This window comes from Streptomyces sp. NPDC043867 (assembly GCF_056435845.1).
Window position 1 is genome coordinate 15,024 of the sequence record NZ_JBWKDS010000054.1, and the last position, 15,011, is coordinate 30,034.

The window sequence follows — 15,011 nt, forward strand, 5'->3', positions numbered from 1 at the left end:
TACCCCCCCCCCCCCCCCCCCCCCCCCCCCCCCCCCCCCCCCCCCCCCCCCCCCCCCCCCCCCCCCCCCCCCCCCCCCCCCCCCCCCCCCGGGCCCGTTTCCCGCCCGATCGTGACTGAGCGTGTCCGCAGACGCGAGTGAGGTGGGGTGATCGCGCCGCCGTGGCCGAGACCGGACGCAGGTGGCCGGATCGAGCGCCTTCGCCCGGTACCGGGGACGACCCGGGAACCGGACTCAGGAGTACGTGTAGAACCCGGAGCCCGTCTTCCGGCCGAGCCGGCCGGCGTCGACCATGCGCTGGAGCAGCGGGGGAGCGGCGTACAGCGGCTCCTTGTACTCCTCGTACATCGAGTACGCGACCGAGGCCACCGTGTCCAGGCCGATCAGGTCGGACAGCTTGAGCGGACCCATCGGGTGGGCGCAGCCCAGCTCCATGCCGTTGTCGATGTCCTCGCGGCTCGCGATGCCCGACTCGAACATCCGGATCGCCGACAGCAGGTAGGGGATGAGGAGCGCGTTGACCACGAAACCGGAGCGGTCCTGGGCGCGGATCGCGTGCTTGCCGAGGATCTTCTCGACGAGTACCTGCGCCCGGCTGAGGGTCCCCTCGGAGGTGGTCAGCGCCGGGATCAGCTCGACGAGCTGCTGCACGGGCGCCGGGTTGAAGAAGTGGATGCCGATGACCTGGTCGGGACGCGAGGTGGCGACGGCCAGTTTCACCAGCGGGATCGAGGAGGTGTTGGAGGCGAGGATCGCGTCCTGCCGGGTCACCACCTGGTCGAGGATCTGGAAGATCTCGGTCTTCACCTGCTCGTTCTCGACGACGGCCTCGATCACCAGGTCGCGGTCGGCGAACTCGCCGAGGTCGGTGGTGAAGGTGAGCCGGTCCTGGGTCGCCCGCAGCTCGTCCGCGGAGATCTTCCCGCGCTCGGCCGCCTTGGAGAGGGAGTTGAAAAGGCGGGTACGGCCAATCTCCAACGCCTCGCCGGTGGTCTCGGCGACCTTGACGTCAAGGCCGGCACGGGCGCACACCTCGGCGATGCCCGCCCCCATCTGGCCGCAGCCCACCACTCCGACGCGTTCGATGTCGGTCACATCGTCCCTTTCGCTGATCATCGTGCCCGCAGGTCCCCCGTTGTCCGGTGCCTGCTCCGATCGAGCACGTTACTCCGGAAGTGCCGGTGATCGATCGTCCGGGTCGGGCATGCTGGGCCGGGAGACGATCCGTGACCGGGCGGATCCGCAGCGTATGGGGGTGCACGGATGGGGCGGGTGTCACGTCGGGTGTTCGCGGTTGCCGCGCTGGCCACGCTGTCGGGTCTGCCGGCCGCGGGGGACGCGGCGGCCGTTCCCGGTGCGCGGGGCGCGGGCGCGCGGAGGCGGGCGGCGCGCGGGATGCGCGGCATGTGGCTGGCGACGGTCGCCAACCGCGACTGGCCCTCGCGGACCGGCCTCACCGCGGCCGAGCAGCGCGCCGAACTCCTGGCCCATCTCGACACGGCGGTCAGCCGCCGCCTCAATGCCGTGATCTTCCAAGTGCGCCCGACGGCCGACGCGTTGTGGCCCTCGCCGTACGAGCCCTGGTCGCAGTACCTCACCGGCGTCCAGGGCCGGGACCCCGGCTGGGATCCGCTCGGCACGGCGGTCACGGAGGCGCACGCCCGGGGGCTCGAACTGCACGCGTGGTTCAACCCGTACCGGATCGCCAACCACACCGATCCGACGCGGCTGATCGCCTCGCATCCCGCCCGGCTGCATCCCGACTGGGCCGTGCCGTACGGCGGGAAGCTGTACTACAACCCGGGTCTGCCCGAGGTGCGCGCGTTCGTGCAGGACGCGATGCTCGACGCGGTGCGCCGGTACGAGATCGACGCCGTGCACTGGGACGACTACTTCTACCCGTATCCGGTGACGGGCCAGGTCTTCGACGACGACGCGGCGTACGCGGCCCACGGCGCGGGTTTCCCGGACCGTGCCGCTTGGCGGCGGCACAACATCGACCTGCTGGTGCGGGAGACGGCGGCCCGCGTCCGGCGCGTGAGGCCCGGCACCCGGTTCGGGATCAGCCCCTTCGCCGTGTGGCGCAACGCGGCGACCGACCCGCTCGGTTCGGACACCCGGGCCGGTGTCCAGACGTACGACGATCTGTACGCGGACACCCGGACCTGGGTGCGCAGGCGCTGGATCGACTACATCTGCCCGCAGGTGTACTGGAACATCGGCTTCGCCGCCGCCGACTACGCGAAGCTGGTGCCGTGGTGGGCGGAGGTCGTCAGGGGCACCGGCGTACGGCTGTACGTGGGCGAGGCGCTGTACAAGGCCGGTGATCCGGCCCAGCCCGCGGCCTGGCAGGACCCGGCCGAGCTGTCCCGCCACCTCACCTTCGCCCGGGACCACCCTCAGGTGCGCGGCCACGTCTTCTTCTCGGCCAGGGAGGTGTCCGTGGACCGGATCGGGGCGATGGCACGGGTGGTCGCCGATCACTACGGACGGCCGGGACCGGCCCGGTAGCGGGCGCCCGTGCCGCTGAGGCCGCTGCCTCGACGGCGCCCGTGCCGTCGACGGCGCACCGGTGGCCGGCCGACGCCCGCCGGAGGTGACCGTCTCGCGGTTCGGCCCCCGGGTGGCGGGAGCCGGATCGGTCACGGTGGGAGGGTGCGGCTGCCCCGCGGTTCGGCCCCCGGGTGGCGGGAGCCGGATCCGTCACTGCGGAAAGTGCGGCTGGACCATGGTGTCCCTGTGGCGGATCTCGGAGTCCGGGCCCGGCGACATCACCGCCTCGTGCCCGTCCTGGAAGCGCACACGGTACGGGGGAGTGCCTTCCGCCCCCATGACCTCGGTGATCTCCGCGACCTTGTCGTGCTGGCCGACGATCCTGCCATGCGTCACCAGCTGGTCGCCCACGGTTGCACGCATCGTGAGGGCCTCCTCGTCACGTGCCGGATTTGGTCCGTGCGACAAGTCTACGGCCGACGGCTGCCGTTGACACGGTCCGTGGCCGGTGCTCAGCCCCGCGCCCGCTGGGTGAGCGCGATGCAGACCAGCACGGCCGCGGCTGTCAGGGGTGCGGCCGGGGTGAGCTGCTCCCCGAGGAGCAGCACCGACCACACCAGGGTGAGCAGGGGCTGTGCCAGCTGCAACTGGCTGGCCTTCGGGACGCCGATGGCCGCCATGCCCCGGTACCAGACCACCAGGCCGAGGAACTGCGAACCGGCCGCCACCCACAGCAGTCCGGTGACGCTGTGCGCCGAGAGCCGGATGGGCTCGTACGACAGCGCGACCAGCGCGCCCGGCACGGAGAGCGGCAGGCACAGCACCAGCGCCCACCCGATGACCTGCCATCCCGGCATGACCCGGGCCAGCCGGCCCCCCTCGGTGTAGCCGGCGGCGCAGACCAGCAGGGCGCCGAAGAGATACGCGTCCGCGCCGGTCAGCCTCCCGCCGCTCTGCTGCACGGTGAACGCGATCACCGCGGCCGCCCCGGCGAGCGCGGCGGCCCAGAAGGTCCGGGAGGGCCGGGCCCCGGTGCGCGCCGCGGAGAGCAGGGCGGTCGTCAGCGGCAGCAGACCGACCACGACGGCCGCGTGCGAGGTGGTGGCCGTCTCCAGCGCGAGGGTCGTCAGCAGGGGGAACCCGAGCACGACACCCGCGGCGACCACGGCGAGCCCGGTCCAGTGCCGCCGCCCGGGCAACGGCACGCGCAGCGCCAGCAGACAGCCGCCCGCGGCCAGCGCCGCGAGGACGCTGCGGACCGCCACGAGGGACCAGGGGCCGAAGCCCTCCAGGCCCCACGCGGTGGCGGGGAAGGTGAGCGAGAAGGCGGTGACGCCGAGGGCGGCCAGGAGGGTGCCCGTGCGAGCGTCGCCCCGCTGCCGCGCGTCGCCCCGGTGGTCCGAGCGGGCGCTGCCGGGCGCGTCCAACGGGCCGGTGTGCGAGCTGCCGGGGACGTCCAGCGGGCCGGTGTGCGAGCTGCCGGGGACGTCCAGCGGGCCGGTGTGCGAGCTGCCGGTGCTGACTGCTATCGCGGTCTGATCGGTAGCGCTATCCTTTGCTGTCATGCAAGAGCGTAGCAGCGTCGGTGAACTGGCAAATCAGCTGAGGCGGGAACTGAACCGCTACTCTCCCGGTGGAAAGCTGCCGTCGAGCCGGGCCCTGGTCGAGCGGTTCCGGGTCAGCCCCGTGACCGTGTCGCGGGCGCTCGCGCAGCTGGCCGCGGAAGGGCTGGTGGTGACGCGGCCGGGAGCCGGAGCCTTCCGGGCCGAGGCGCGTACCGCTCCCGTCGCGGCCGGGGACACCGCCTGGCAGACGGTGTCGCTGAGCGCGGACGCCGCCACCGAGCTGGTGCCCCGCACCGTGGACGCCTCCGGCGTGCTGGTGTCACTGGCCGCCCCGCCGCCCGGTGTGATCGAGTTCAACGGCGGCTACCTCCATCCCTCGTTGCAGCCCGAGCGGGCGATGGGCGCCGCCCTGTCCCGGGCGGGGAGGCGGCCCGGCGTCTGGGGGCGGCCGCCCGTCGAGGGCCTGCCGGAGCTGCGGGAGTGGTTCGCCCGGTACATCGGCGGGGCCGTCTCCGCGGCGGAGGTGCTGATCACCGCGGGTGGCCAGTCGGCGCTCACCACCGCGCTGCGCGCGCTCGCCCCGCCCGGTGCGCCGGTCCTCGTCGAATCGCCCACCTACCCGGGCATGCTGGCGATCGCCCGCGCCGCGGGGCTGCGTCCCGTGCCGGTGCCGGTGGACCCGGACGGGGTGCAACCCGCCCTGCTCGCCGACGCGTTCCGGGCGACGGGCGCCGGCGTCTTCGTCTGCCAGCCGCTGTTCCAGAACCCGACCGGAGCGGTTCTCGCGCCCGAGCGGCGGGGTGAGGTGCTGCGTATCGCCCGGGAGGCGGGAGCGTTCGTCGTCGAGGACGACTTCGTGCGGCGGCTCGCGCACGACGACGCCGGGCCGCTGCCCCGGCCGCTCGCCTCGGAGGACCCCGACGGAGTCGTCGTGCACGTGAACTCCCTGACCAAGGCCACCTCGCCGAGCTTCCGGGTGAGCGCGCTCGCCGCCCGCGGCCCGGTCCTCGAAAGGCTGCGCGCCATCCAGGTCGTCGACACCTTCTTCGTGCCGCGGCCCCTCCAGGAAGCGGCCCTGGAACTCGTCGGCTCGCCGGCCTGGCCGCGCCATCTGCGGTCCCTCTCGGCCGAGTTGAAGCACCGGCGCGATGCCATGACCTCGGCGCTCCGCCTCCACCTGCCCGAACTCGCCCTGCCGCACATCCCGTCCGGCGGCTACCAGCTCTGGGCGCGCCTGCCGGACGGCACGGACGAGGCCGCGCTCGTCGCGGGAGCCCTGCGGGCGGGCGTGGCCGTGACGCCCGGCCGCCCCTACTTCAGCGCCGAACCGCCCGCCGGACACCTCCGGTTGAGCTTCGCGGCCGTCGCGGGCCCGGGAGAGATCACCGAGGGCGTACGGCGACTGCGCGCGGCGTGCGACGAGGTGCTCCGGGGGACCGGGGATCGCTGAGGCGGACCGGGACGCCGCTTCCGGCCCGCGCCCTCGGGGTGATCCCGTCAATACCCTCAGTTACACCTCTTGACCTGCGAAGTTTCGCGCTCCACCATCGCCGCATGCCTCTTCGGGTCACCTTCGTCGCTGCCGCGCGCAGCTCCGCGCTGCTCGCGGAGCGTTTCGAGGACGACCGGCCGCTGGACCAGGCGGGCTGGGACGAAGCGCAGCGTGCCGCACGCGCACTCGTGCCGCCGGCGGCCGCCGAGTCGCGCTACTGCTCGCCGACCCCGCGCAGCAGGGCGACCGGCGACGCGCTCGGCTATGCGCCGCTCGTCCAGGTCGCGCTGCGCGACTGCGACATGGGGCGCTGGCGCGGCTTCACGCTCGGCGAGGCGATGGCCCGCGAACCCGAGGCCGTCGACTTCTGGCTCGCCGACCCGCACTCGGCCCCGCACGGCGGGGAGTCGCTGGTGTCCTTCGTCTCCCGGGTGGGCGACTGGCTCGACACCCGGCCCGTCGGCGACGGCGGCCGGATCGTCGCCGTCGTCGAACCCTCCGTCGTCCGGGCCGCCCTCGTCCATGCCCTGAAGGCCCAGTCGTCCGCTTACTGGAACATCGACGTCCGACCCCTGTCGACGGTCACCGTCACCGGGCAGAAGGGGCGCTGGAACCTGCGCCTGGAATCCGGGCTCGAGCGCGTCTAGAAGCCGTCCGTCTCCGGCAGGCGGACGTAGTCGCTGGTCAGGACCAGGTCCTTCGCCGGGCCGCCCACCCGCCACACGGTCCGCCAGCGGTCCGGGTCGTGGACCGTGAACTCGCCCCGGTAGAGGTCCGCCGCGCACGGATGGCCGGCGACATGGCGGCCCGTGGACAGGTCGAGGTCGTGGAAGAAGCGGCCGTCGGCGAACCGTACGGCCGCGGTACCCGCGCGGTCCCCGGGCCGGAACCACAGCGTCCGCTCGGCGGGACGGGGAGTGCCCTGCCAGACGAAGGTGCCGGACTCGTGGTGCAGGAGGCCGTCGCTGCCGTCCTCGGGCGGTGAGAAGACCGTCGTGCCGGTGAACCGCCCCTCGGTGCCGGCCGCGAGGTCCGCCACCCGGCGCTCCACCCGCCAGCTCCCGGCCAGGTAACCCAGCACGTCGGTCACCGGCCTGAACTCGCCCATCCCGCCCTGCTCTCCGTCACATCCGACCCGGCACACGCCTGTGCACATCGGATGCTGCGCAACCCATTGACGCGCTTCGGCCACCTCCCTATCTTGCCGTTCGAAGTATTGATCAACGTCCGAGATTTCGAACAACTTCAGACTACAGAGCCGCGGAGTATTCATGTCACCCACCCGCACCCGCTGGAGACTCGGTCTCACGGCCGCCGCGCTTCTGGTGGCCCCGGCCATCGTGCCCGGCCCCGCGAACGCCGCCGACATCACCGACTACTCGATCACCGTCGACCCGAAGCGCTCGGGAGCGAGAATCGACGACACGATGTACGGCGTCTTCTTCGAGGACATCAACCGCGCCGCGGACGGCGGGCTGTACGCCGAACTCGTCCAGAACCGCTCCTTCGAGTACAGCACCGCGGACAACGCGTCCTACACCCCGCTCACCTCCTGGGACACCAGCGGCACCGCCCGGGTGGTGAACGACGACGGACGCCTCAACCCCCGCAACCGCAGCTATCTCACCCTGGGCGGCGACTCCTCGGTCACCAACTCCGGCTACAACACCGGGATCAGGGTCGAACGCGGCAAGGTCTACGACTTCTCGGTCCGGGCCCGCGCCGACGCGGCCACGTCCCTCACCCTGACGCTGCACGACGCCGACGGCACGCTCGCCCGGGCCCGCCGGGTCGGCGTGCGCGGCGGATGGGCGGAGTACACGGCGAAGTTCACCGCGAGCCGTACCAGCAGCACCGGCCGCCTCACCGTGACCGCCGGCCGTCCCGCGGCGCTCGACATGATCTCGCTGATGCCGCGGGACACCTACAAGGGCCATGGTCTGCGCAGGGACCTCGCCGAGAAGATCGCCGCCCTCCGTCCTGGCTTCGTACGCTTCCCGGGCGGCTGTCTGGTCAACACCGGCAGCATGGAAGGATACGACGAGGCCTCGGGCTACGAGCGCCGCCGCTCCTACCAGTGGAAGGACACCGTCGGCCCCGTCGAGCAGCGCGCGACGAACTCCAACTTCTGGGGCTACAACCAGAGTTACGGTCTCGGATACTACGAGTACTTCCAGTTCTCCGAGGATGTCGGCGCGATGCCGCTGCCCGTCGTGCCGGCGCTGGTCACCGGCTGCGGCGAGAACCGGGCCACGGACGACGACGCCCTCCTCGCACGGCACATCCAGGACACCCTCGACCTGATCGAGTTCGCGAACGGGCCCGTCACCAGCGAATGGGGCGCGAAGCGGGCGGCGATGGGCCACCCCCGGCCCTTCCACCTCACCCACCTCGAAGTGGGCAACGAGGAGAACCTGCCCACCGAGTTCCTCGCCCGCTTCGAGAAGTTCCGCGCGGCCGTCGCGGCCGAGTACCCGGACATCACCGTGATCTCCAACTCCGGTCCCGACGACAGCGGTTCGGTCTTCGACGCGGCCTGGAAGCTCAACAAGGACGCGGACGTCGACATGGTCGACGAGCACTACTACAACAGCCCGCGGTGGTTCCTGCAGAACAACGACCGCTACGACTCCTACGACCGCGGGGGCCCCAAGGTCTTCCTCGGCGAGTACGCCTCGGGCGGCAACACGTTCAGGAACGCCCTCGCCGAAGCCGCCTACATGACCGGCCTGGAACGCAACGCGGACGTCGTGAAGCTGGCCTCGTACGCCCCGCTGCTCGCCAACGAGGACTACGTCCAGTGGCGGCCCGACATGATCTGGTTCAACAACCACGCCTCCTGGGGGTCGGCCGACTACGAGGTGCAGAAGCTCTTCATGCGCAATGCCGGCGACCGCGTGGTGCCCTCCACGGCGAGCGGCACACCGGACGTGAGCGGGCCCCTCTCCGGCGCGGTGGGCCTGTCGACGTGGGCGACCACGGCCGCGTACGACGATGTCCGCGTCACCGGCGCGGACGGCACCACCCTGCTCGACGACGACTTCAGCGGTGACGCCGCACGGTGGACCCACACGGGCGCCGGCAGCTGGAGCGTCCAGGACGGTCGGTACGTGCAGACCGACGAGGCCGCCACCGACACCATGGTCTCGGCGGGCGACCCCGCCTGGCACGACTACGACCTGCATGTGAAGGCCACCAAGAAGTCCGGCAAGGAGGGCTTCCTCGTCGCCTTCGGCGTCAAGGACACCGGCAACTACTACTGGTGGAACCTCGGCGGCTGGAACAACACCACGTCGGCCGTGGAACAGGCCGTCGACGGCGGCAAGTCGACCCTGCTCTCCAAGCCCGGCTCGATCGGGACGGGCCGCGCCTACGACGTCGACATCAAGGTACGGGGGCGGCAGGTCACCCTCTACCTCGACGGCGAGAAGTGGGGGACCTTCACCGACGACAAGCCGGCCGAGCCGTTCCGGCAGGTCGTCACACGCGACGCCGGGAGCGGTGACCTGATCGTCAAGGTCGTCAACGCCCAGTCGGCGGAAGCCCGTACGGCCGTCGACCTCGGCGGCGCGAAGGTCGCCTCCAGGGCGAGGGTCACCACGCTGGCCGCCTCGCCCGACGCGGTGAACAGCGAGACCGGGACCGCCGTCGCGCCCGTCACGTCCACCTTCGAGGGGGTCGCCGACAGGTTCACGTACACCTTTCCGGCGAACTCCGTGACCTTCCTGAGGATCAGGACGCGGTAGGCGCCGGGGGCGCAGACGCCCCTGCCGGACGACGGGTCACCGGCCCGTGGTTGGTCCGGCAGGGGCCGACCGGGACCCCCGGACTCCCGAAGCCCCGGTCCCCCCGGGGCCGCCCGGCGCGTCAGCTCACCCGCTCGGCGAGGAAGGTCTCCCAGGTGAGCTTGCCGACGTCGTTGCCCCCGAGGGCGAGGTTCTCGCCGGCGCGGTAGGCCCTGCCGGCCTTTCCCGGCATCCGCATCGGCAGCAGCGGACGGCGCTTGCCGCGCGCTTCCAGGTAGTCGCGCAGCAGGTCGCCCAGCGGGTACACCGTCGGGCCCGCGAGCGGAGCCACCAGGCCGGCGGGCTGTCCGAGGGCCAGCTCGACCAGCCGGGCGGCCACCTCGCGCGAGTCCACGGGCTGGAACCGCAGGCCGCCCGGGACGGGGACGACCGGCATCTTCGCCATCTTCTCCGCCATCGTCAGGACGAGGTCGTGGAACTGGGCGGCCCGCAGCATCGTCCACGGAATCCCCGAGTCGGTGATCGCGCGCTCGGCGGCCAGCTGCGTCCTGAACCAACCCAGCGGCATCGTGTCGGCTCCGATGACCGAGATGTGCACGAGGTGCTTCACACCGGCGCGCTGCGCGGCCCGCACCAGGTTCCGCGCCACCGTGTCGTCGCCCTTGTTGCCGCCCGCCAGGTGCACCACCGTCTCCACCCCGGCGAGCGCCGGCTCGACGCCCTCGCCCTTGAGCAGGTCGACCGCGACGTACTCGACACCGTCACCGGACGTGCCTCCGCTGCGGTTCAGCACCCGCACCTCGCGGCCCGCCGCCCGCAGCAGCGGGACGACGTGGCGGCCCAGGGTGCCCGTGCCGCCGGTGACCAGGATCGGGGAGGTCTTCATGGCAACTCCTGAAGTGTTCGGTCCGGGAGCCGTACTCCCGGGACGCTCGGCTGCGTTGAGTGGATCTACTGTTCTGACACCCGGCGACGAAGGAATGTGACACGGTGGACGAACACGAAGCGCTGACGGCGCGTTTCGAGGAACAGCGGCCCCACCTTCGGGCGGTGGCGTACCGCATACTCGGCTCGCTCGGCGAGGCCGACGACGCGCTTCAGGAGGCCTGGCTGCGGGCCGGCCGTGCCGACGTCGGCGGCGTCGAGAATTTCGGCGGCTGGCTGACCACGGTGGTGGCCCGGGTGTGCCTGAACATGCTGCGTGCGCGTGAGCACCGCCGCGAGGACCCCCTCGACGGACAGTTCCCGCCCGACGGACAGGTGTCGCACCCGGTCGTCCAGCCGGAGTCCGGGGACGATCCCGTACGGGAGGCGGAGCTGGCCGACTCGGTCGGTCTCGCGATGCTGGTGGTGCTCGACACGCTGGCGCCCGCCGAGCGGCTCGCCTTCGTGCTGCACGACATGTTCTCCGTGCCGTTCGACGAGATCGCCCCGCTGATCGAGCGTTCCCCGGCCGCGACGCGACAGCTCGCGAGCCGCGCGCGCCGCCGGGTGAAGGGCGGCAGCCCGCAGCCGGCCGCCGATCTCGCCCGCCGGCGCGCGGCGGTCGACGCCTTCCTCGCCGCCACGCGCGGCGGGGACTTCGACGCGCTGGTCGCCCTGCTCCACCCCGATGTCGTGCTCCGGGCCGACAAGGCCGTCGTCCCCAGCCCGGAACCCGTCCTCGTCACCGGCGCACGTGTGGTGGCCCGGGGAGCCATGGCCGCCATGGACCGCGCCATGGCCACCGAAGTGGCCCTGGTCGACGGACGCGTGGGTCTCGTCATGGCACCGCTCGGCCGCCTCCGCCTGGTGCTCGCCTTCACGGTCGCGGACGGCGGGATCACCGAGATCGAGGTGATCGCGGAGCCGGCCCGCCTACGCCGGGTGGAGCTCGCCGTCCTCGACGCCTGACCATCACCGGCTCGGCCTGCCTACCCGCGGTGGCTTGGCCTGCCGGCCACCACCGGCTTGGCCTGCCGAACCCCACCGGCTCGGCCTGCCTACCCGCGGCGGCTCGGCCTGCCTACCCGCGGCGGCTCGGCCTGCCTACCCGCGGTGGCCTGGCCTGCCTACCCGCGGTGGCCTGGCCTGCCGGCCACCACCGGCTTGGCCTGTTGGCCACCACCGGCTCGGTCTGCCGCCCCCGGCTTGGCCCGCCGACCCCCGGCTTGGCCTGCCGCCCCCCACCGGCTCGGCCTGAAACGTCTTCGCCCGGGACGGCGGCCCGGACGCGGCCCGGCCCGGCGTACTCGACACGGCGCACCGACTCTTCCCCACGCTGCCGGTGGTCGGCTACGAACACGGTGAGGACCTGGCGGCCGCGATCCGTCACGGGTTCGAGCCGGCCGGCCCGCTGCGGGTCCGGCTGCGCGGATGACCCGGCTCCGGGCGCCCGCCGTGCCCGGCCGGCCCGCACGCCGGGGCCGCCCCGTCGTGTGCCGTGCCGCGCGGCCCTGTTTGACCTTGACACGGTGACAAGGTCTTCACTGTCTGCCGAGGAGGTGGTCTCGATGACGATCACCAGGCAGGACACGGACGTGCCGCGAGCACTCCAGGGGCTGGAGGACGGCCGTTCGTCCGTGCGGCTGCGGGCCGCGCTGGCTGCGGGCTCGGCCCCTGACCCGCGCTACGTCGACAAGCTCGTCGAACGATGCGCGGTCGAGCCCGACTTCTTCGTCCGCGACATGCTGACATGGGCGCTCACCCGCCACCCGGACTCCCTGACGCTGCCCCCGCTGGTCCGCGAGGTCCGCTCGGAGTGTGCGCGGGCGCGGAGCCAGGCGCTGCACACGCTGTCCAAGATCGGGAACCGGCGGGCGTGGCCGGCGATCACGCGGACGCTGCTGTCCGACCCCGACGACGAGGTGGCGCGCAGCGCCTGGCGAACCGCGGTCGTGCTCGTGCCGTACGGCGAGGAGTCCGCGCTGGCCGCGCTGCTCGCGACGCAGCTGGGGCGCGGTGTCATGGAGACCCGGCGGAGTCTCAGCCGGGCACTGGTCGCGCTGGGCGAAGCGGCCGCGCCCGCACTGCGTACGGCGGCGACGGCGCCGGACCCGCACGTGCGCGCGCACGCGCTGGCCACGCAACGGCTGCTGGCCGACCCGGACGCCGACTTCGGGTTCGCGGCCGAGGAGGCGAAGCGTGTCGTGGCTCTCGGCGGGTTTGGTGAGGAGGGACCGTAGAACGTGTTGATCGGTGAGGTGGCGCGAAGGTCCGGGGTCAGTGCCCGCATGCTCCGGCACTACGAGTCGCTCGGGCTGGTGCGGCCCTCCGGCCGGACGGGCTCGGGTTATCGGGAGTACTCCGGGGAGGACATCCGGCGGATCTTCCACATCGAGAGCCTGCGGTCGCTGGGGCTGTCGCTGCGCGAGATCGGGCGCGCTCTCGAGGATCCCGGCTTCACGCCCTCGGCGCTCGTCGGCGACCTCGTCCGCCGGACCCACGAACGCATCGCCGCCGAGACCGAGTTGCTCACGCGGCTGCGCCGGATCGATGCCGCGGACCCCACGGGCTGGAAGGACGTCCTCCAAGTCGTCGCGCTCCTCCAGGCACTGGACTCGAAGAGCGCCAACGCGCGCCAGCGCGCGGCCCTTTCCTCGGTCCACCTGGTGCCGGTGCCGGTGGAGGCCCTGGTCGAGGCGGTCCTGGGCGAGGCGGAGCCGAACGTCGCCGGAACCCTTCGATGGGCGCTGGCGCGATCGGGCGACAACGGCCCGGCACTGCTGGCGGAGGGCCTCGGCTCACCGCTCGCCGCGGTGCGGGAACGCGCCGTCCGGGCGCTCTCCGAGATGCCCGGCGAGGAGGCCACGGCGCGGCTGTGGCAGGCCCTCGCGAGCCCCGACGCCGTGGTCCGCGGACATGCGGCGCTGGCACTCGGGACACGCGGAGCGGCCGACGCGGTCCCGACCCTCGTCGACATGATCGTGGAGGGAAGGAACGACACCGACGCGGCCGACGCGCTGAGCGTGCTGGCCCGCGACACCGCCACGGCGGACCGGATCGCGACCGGGCTCCTCGACCGTCTCGCCGACGGCGCCACGCAGGCGCCCGCACGCGGACGGCTGACCCAGGCGCTGGCCGCCGTACCGGGGACGAAGGCGGCAGAGGCCCTCACGGCGCTGTCGCACGACGAGGACCGCGCCGTCGCGCTGACGGCGGTGTACCTTCTCCGGCTGCGCGACGCGGGGTGACGCGGGGTGACGCGAGCGCCACCCCGACGGACCGGAACTCCGGCGCGCCGCGCGGGGGCCCCGATCGGCGTTCGTGCCCGGCTACTTGCCGGCGTCCTCGGCGAGGGTGTGGGCGACGAGGGCGTTGGCGTGCCCGTGGCCCAGGCCGTGTTCGGACTTGAGCCAGCCGACGAGGTCCATGTGCCCGGTGAGCGGGGAGGTGCGGATGAGTTCCTTCCACTCGGCGATCGGGTGGCCGTACTTCTTCTCGATGGAGGGGAAGTAGCCGGCGGGACCCTTCACTGCGGCGGTCATGGTGTCCTCGTTTTCTGATCGGGCGGTCTGCGGGCTGTCGATGTGTTGTCGTTCATACGACCGGCGGAGATCGGTAGAGTCATCGCCCGGAGCGATGTGCGCTGCGTCACATCCGCCCGGCCGCCCTCGCGGACCCCGAGCGGATTGCATAAACGTGCAACGAAACGTATAGTCATGCCATCCAGGAGGAGGGTTTCATGGCGGTACGTGCGGCGGTGGCGGGAGCGAGCGGATACGCGGGCGGGGAACTGCTGCGTCTGCTCCTGGTCCACCCCGAGATCGAGATCGGCGCTCTGACCGGCAACTCCAACGCCGGCCAGCGCCTCGGCGCGCTGCAGCCCCATCTGCTGCCCCTCGCCGACCGGGTGCTCGAGGAGACGACCCCCGACGTCCTCGACGGCCACGACGTCGTGTTCCTCGCGCTGCCCCACGGGCAGTCCGCCGCCGTCGCCGAGCGGCTCGGCCCCGATGTCCTCGTCGTGGACATGGGCGCCGACTTCCGGCTCCGGGACGCGGCCGACTGGGAGCGCTTCTACGGCTCCCCGCACGCCGGGACCTGGCCCTACGGCCTCCCCGAACTGCCGGGTGCCCGCGCCGCGCTGGAGGGGTCCAAGCGTGTCGCGGTGCCCGGCTGCTATCCGACGGCCGTCTCGCTGGCCCTGTTCCCCGCCTACGTGGCCGGGCTCGCCGAGACCGAGGCCGTGATCGTCGCCGCCTCGGGCACCTCCGGCGCGGGCAAGGCACCCAAGACGCACCTGCTGGGCAGCGAGGTCATGGGCTCGATGACCCCGTACGGCGTCGGCGGCGGTCACCGGCACACCCCCGAGATGATCCAGAACCTGAGCGCCGCCGCCGGGGCGCCGGTGTCCGTCTCGTTCACGCCGACCCTCGCGCCCATGCCCCGCGGCATCCTCGCCACGTGCAGCGCGAAGGCCCTGCCCGGCGTCACCGCCGAGTCCGTACGGGCCGCGTACGAGAAGGCGTTCGCGGACGAGCCGTTCGTGCACCTGCTGCCCGAGGGGCAGTGGCCCGCCACGGGGTCCGTGCACGGTTCCAACGCCGTTCAGATCCAGGTCGCGTACGACGCCGCCGCGCACCGGATCATCGTGATCAGCGCCATCGACAACCTCACCAAGGGCACCGCGGGCGGTGCCGTGCAGAGCATGAACCTCGCCCTCGGGTTTCCCGAGGACGCGGGTCTTTCCACGATCGGAGTGGCACCGTGAGCCGGGGGCGCCTCCGGGCGGCC

14 protein-coding genes are annotated in these 15,011 nt (G+C 72.7%); 8 read left to right on the top strand and 6 right to left on the bottom strand.

Annotation, left to right across the window (positions count from 1 at the left end; genetic code table 11):
• Positions 1 to 234 precede the first annotated feature (234 nt).
• Entirely contained in the window at positions 235 to 1,116 is an 882-nt protein-coding gene (locus tag AC069T_RS34790) for a 3-hydroxybutyryl-CoA dehydrogenase (RefSeq protein ID WP_478786537.1), read from the bottom strand.
• A gap of 147 nt (positions 1,117 to 1,263) precedes the next feature.
• Here AC069T_RS34790 and AC069T_RS34795 point away from each other — a divergent pair, with 147 nt between their 5' ends.
• Complete coding sequence (locus AC069T_RS34795; RefSeq protein ID WP_478786538.1) at positions 1,264 to 2,511, top strand: glycoside hydrolase family 10-like protein; 1,248 nt, start codon at positions 1,264 to 1,266, stop codon at positions 2,509 to 2,511.
• A 192-nt stretch (positions 2,512 to 2,703) separates the two neighbouring features.
• On the opposite strand, the gene AC069T_RS34800 is transcribed toward AC069T_RS34795, so the two are convergent.
• Positions 2,704 to 2,916, bottom strand: coding sequence for a DUF1918 domain-containing protein (locus AC069T_RS34800; protein WP_476752053.1), 213 nt, complete (start codon positions 2,914 to 2,916; stop codon positions 2,704 to 2,706).
• An 89-nt stretch (positions 2,917 to 3,005) separates the two neighbouring features.
• Positions 3,006 to 4,058, bottom strand: coding sequence for a DMT family transporter (locus AC069T_RS34805; protein WP_478786539.1), 1,053 nt, complete (start codon positions 4,056 to 4,058; stop codon positions 3,006 to 3,008).
• On the opposite strand from AC069T_RS34805, the gene AC069T_RS34810 reads away from it, so the two are divergent.
• Together AC069T_RS34810 and AC069T_RS34815 are read left to right on the top strand one after the other, a co-directional pair.
• Positions 4,057 to 5,508 carry an aminotransferase-like domain-containing protein gene (locus AC069T_RS34810; protein WP_478786540.1) on the top strand — a complete coding sequence of 484 codons (1,452 nt, stop codon included), beginning with the start codon at positions 4,057 to 4,059 and terminating at the stop codon, positions 5,506 to 5,508. The genes AC069T_RS34805 and AC069T_RS34810 overlap by 2 nt on opposite strands.
• A 104-nt stretch (positions 5,509 to 5,612) precedes the next feature.
• Entirely contained in the window at positions 5,613 to 6,197 is a 585-nt protein-coding gene (locus AC069T_RS34815) for a histidine phosphatase family protein (protein ID WP_478786541.1), read from the top strand.
• Here AC069T_RS34815 and AC069T_RS34820 read toward each other — a convergent pair.
• Entirely contained in the window at positions 6,194 to 6,658 is a 465-nt protein-coding gene (locus AC069T_RS34820; protein ID WP_478786542.1) for a DUF6314 family protein, read from the bottom strand. The two genes, AC069T_RS34815 and AC069T_RS34820, sit on opposite strands and share 4 nt — an antisense overlap.
• A 163-nt stretch (positions 6,659 to 6,821) precedes the next feature.
• Here AC069T_RS34820 and AC069T_RS34825 point away from each other — a divergent pair, with 163 nt between their 5' ends.
• Positions 6,822 to 9,296, top strand: a complete 2,475-nt coding sequence (locus AC069T_RS34825) for an alpha-L-arabinofuranosidase C-terminal domain-containing protein (RefSeq protein WP_478786543.1) — start codon at positions 6,822 to 6,824, stop codon at positions 9,294 to 9,296.
• A gap of 121 nt (positions 9,297 to 9,417) precedes the next feature.
• On the opposite strand, the gene AC069T_RS34830 is transcribed toward AC069T_RS34825, so the two are convergent.
• On the bottom strand, positions 9,418 to 10,182 hold the full coding sequence (locus AC069T_RS34830; RefSeq protein WP_478786544.1) for an SDR family oxidoreductase: 765 nt from the start codon (positions 10,180 to 10,182) through the stop codon (positions 9,418 to 9,420).
• Positions 10,183 to 10,286: 104 nt separating this feature from the next.
• On the opposite strand from AC069T_RS34830, the gene AC069T_RS34835 reads away from it, so the two are divergent.
• From AC069T_RS34835 to AC069T_RS34845, 3 genes are all read left to right on the top strand, one after another.
• Positions 10,287 to 11,189: a sigma-70 family RNA polymerase sigma factor gene (locus AC069T_RS34835; RefSeq protein WP_478786545.1), complete on the top strand. Its 903-nt coding sequence runs from the start codon at positions 10,287 to 10,289 to the stop codon at positions 11,187 to 11,189.
• A gap of 599 nt (positions 11,190 to 11,788) precedes the next feature.
• Entirely contained in the window at positions 11,789 to 12,460 is a 672-nt protein-coding gene (locus tag AC069T_RS34840) for a HEAT repeat domain-containing protein (RefSeq protein ID WP_478786546.1), read from the top strand.
• A gap of 3 nt (positions 12,461 to 12,463) precedes the next feature.
• Positions 12,464 to 13,468 carry a MerR family transcriptional regulator gene (locus AC069T_RS34845; protein ID WP_478786547.1) on the top strand — a complete coding sequence of 335 codons (1,005 nt, stop codon included), beginning with the start codon at positions 12,464 to 12,466 and terminating at the stop codon, positions 13,466 to 13,468.
• An 81-nt stretch (positions 13,469 to 13,549) separates the two neighbouring features.
• Here the strand turns inward: AC069T_RS34845 and AC069T_RS34850 are convergent, their stop codons facing one another.
• Entirely contained in the window at positions 13,550 to 13,762 is a 213-nt protein-coding gene (locus tag AC069T_RS34850) for a DUF4287 domain-containing protein (protein ID WP_478786548.1), read from the bottom strand.
• Positions 13,763 to 13,959: 197 nt separating this feature from the next.
• Here AC069T_RS34850 and argC point away from each other — a divergent pair, with 197 nt between their 5' ends.
• The gene (gene argC / locus AC069T_RS34855) at positions 13,960 to 14,988 is read left to right on the top strand and encodes an N-acetyl-gamma-glutamyl-phosphate reductase (protein ID WP_478786549.1); all 1,029 of its coding nucleotides are present in this window, start codon (positions 13,960 to 13,962) and stop codon (positions 14,986 to 14,988) included.
• The last annotated feature ends 23 nt before the right edge of the window (positions 14,989 to 15,011 follow it).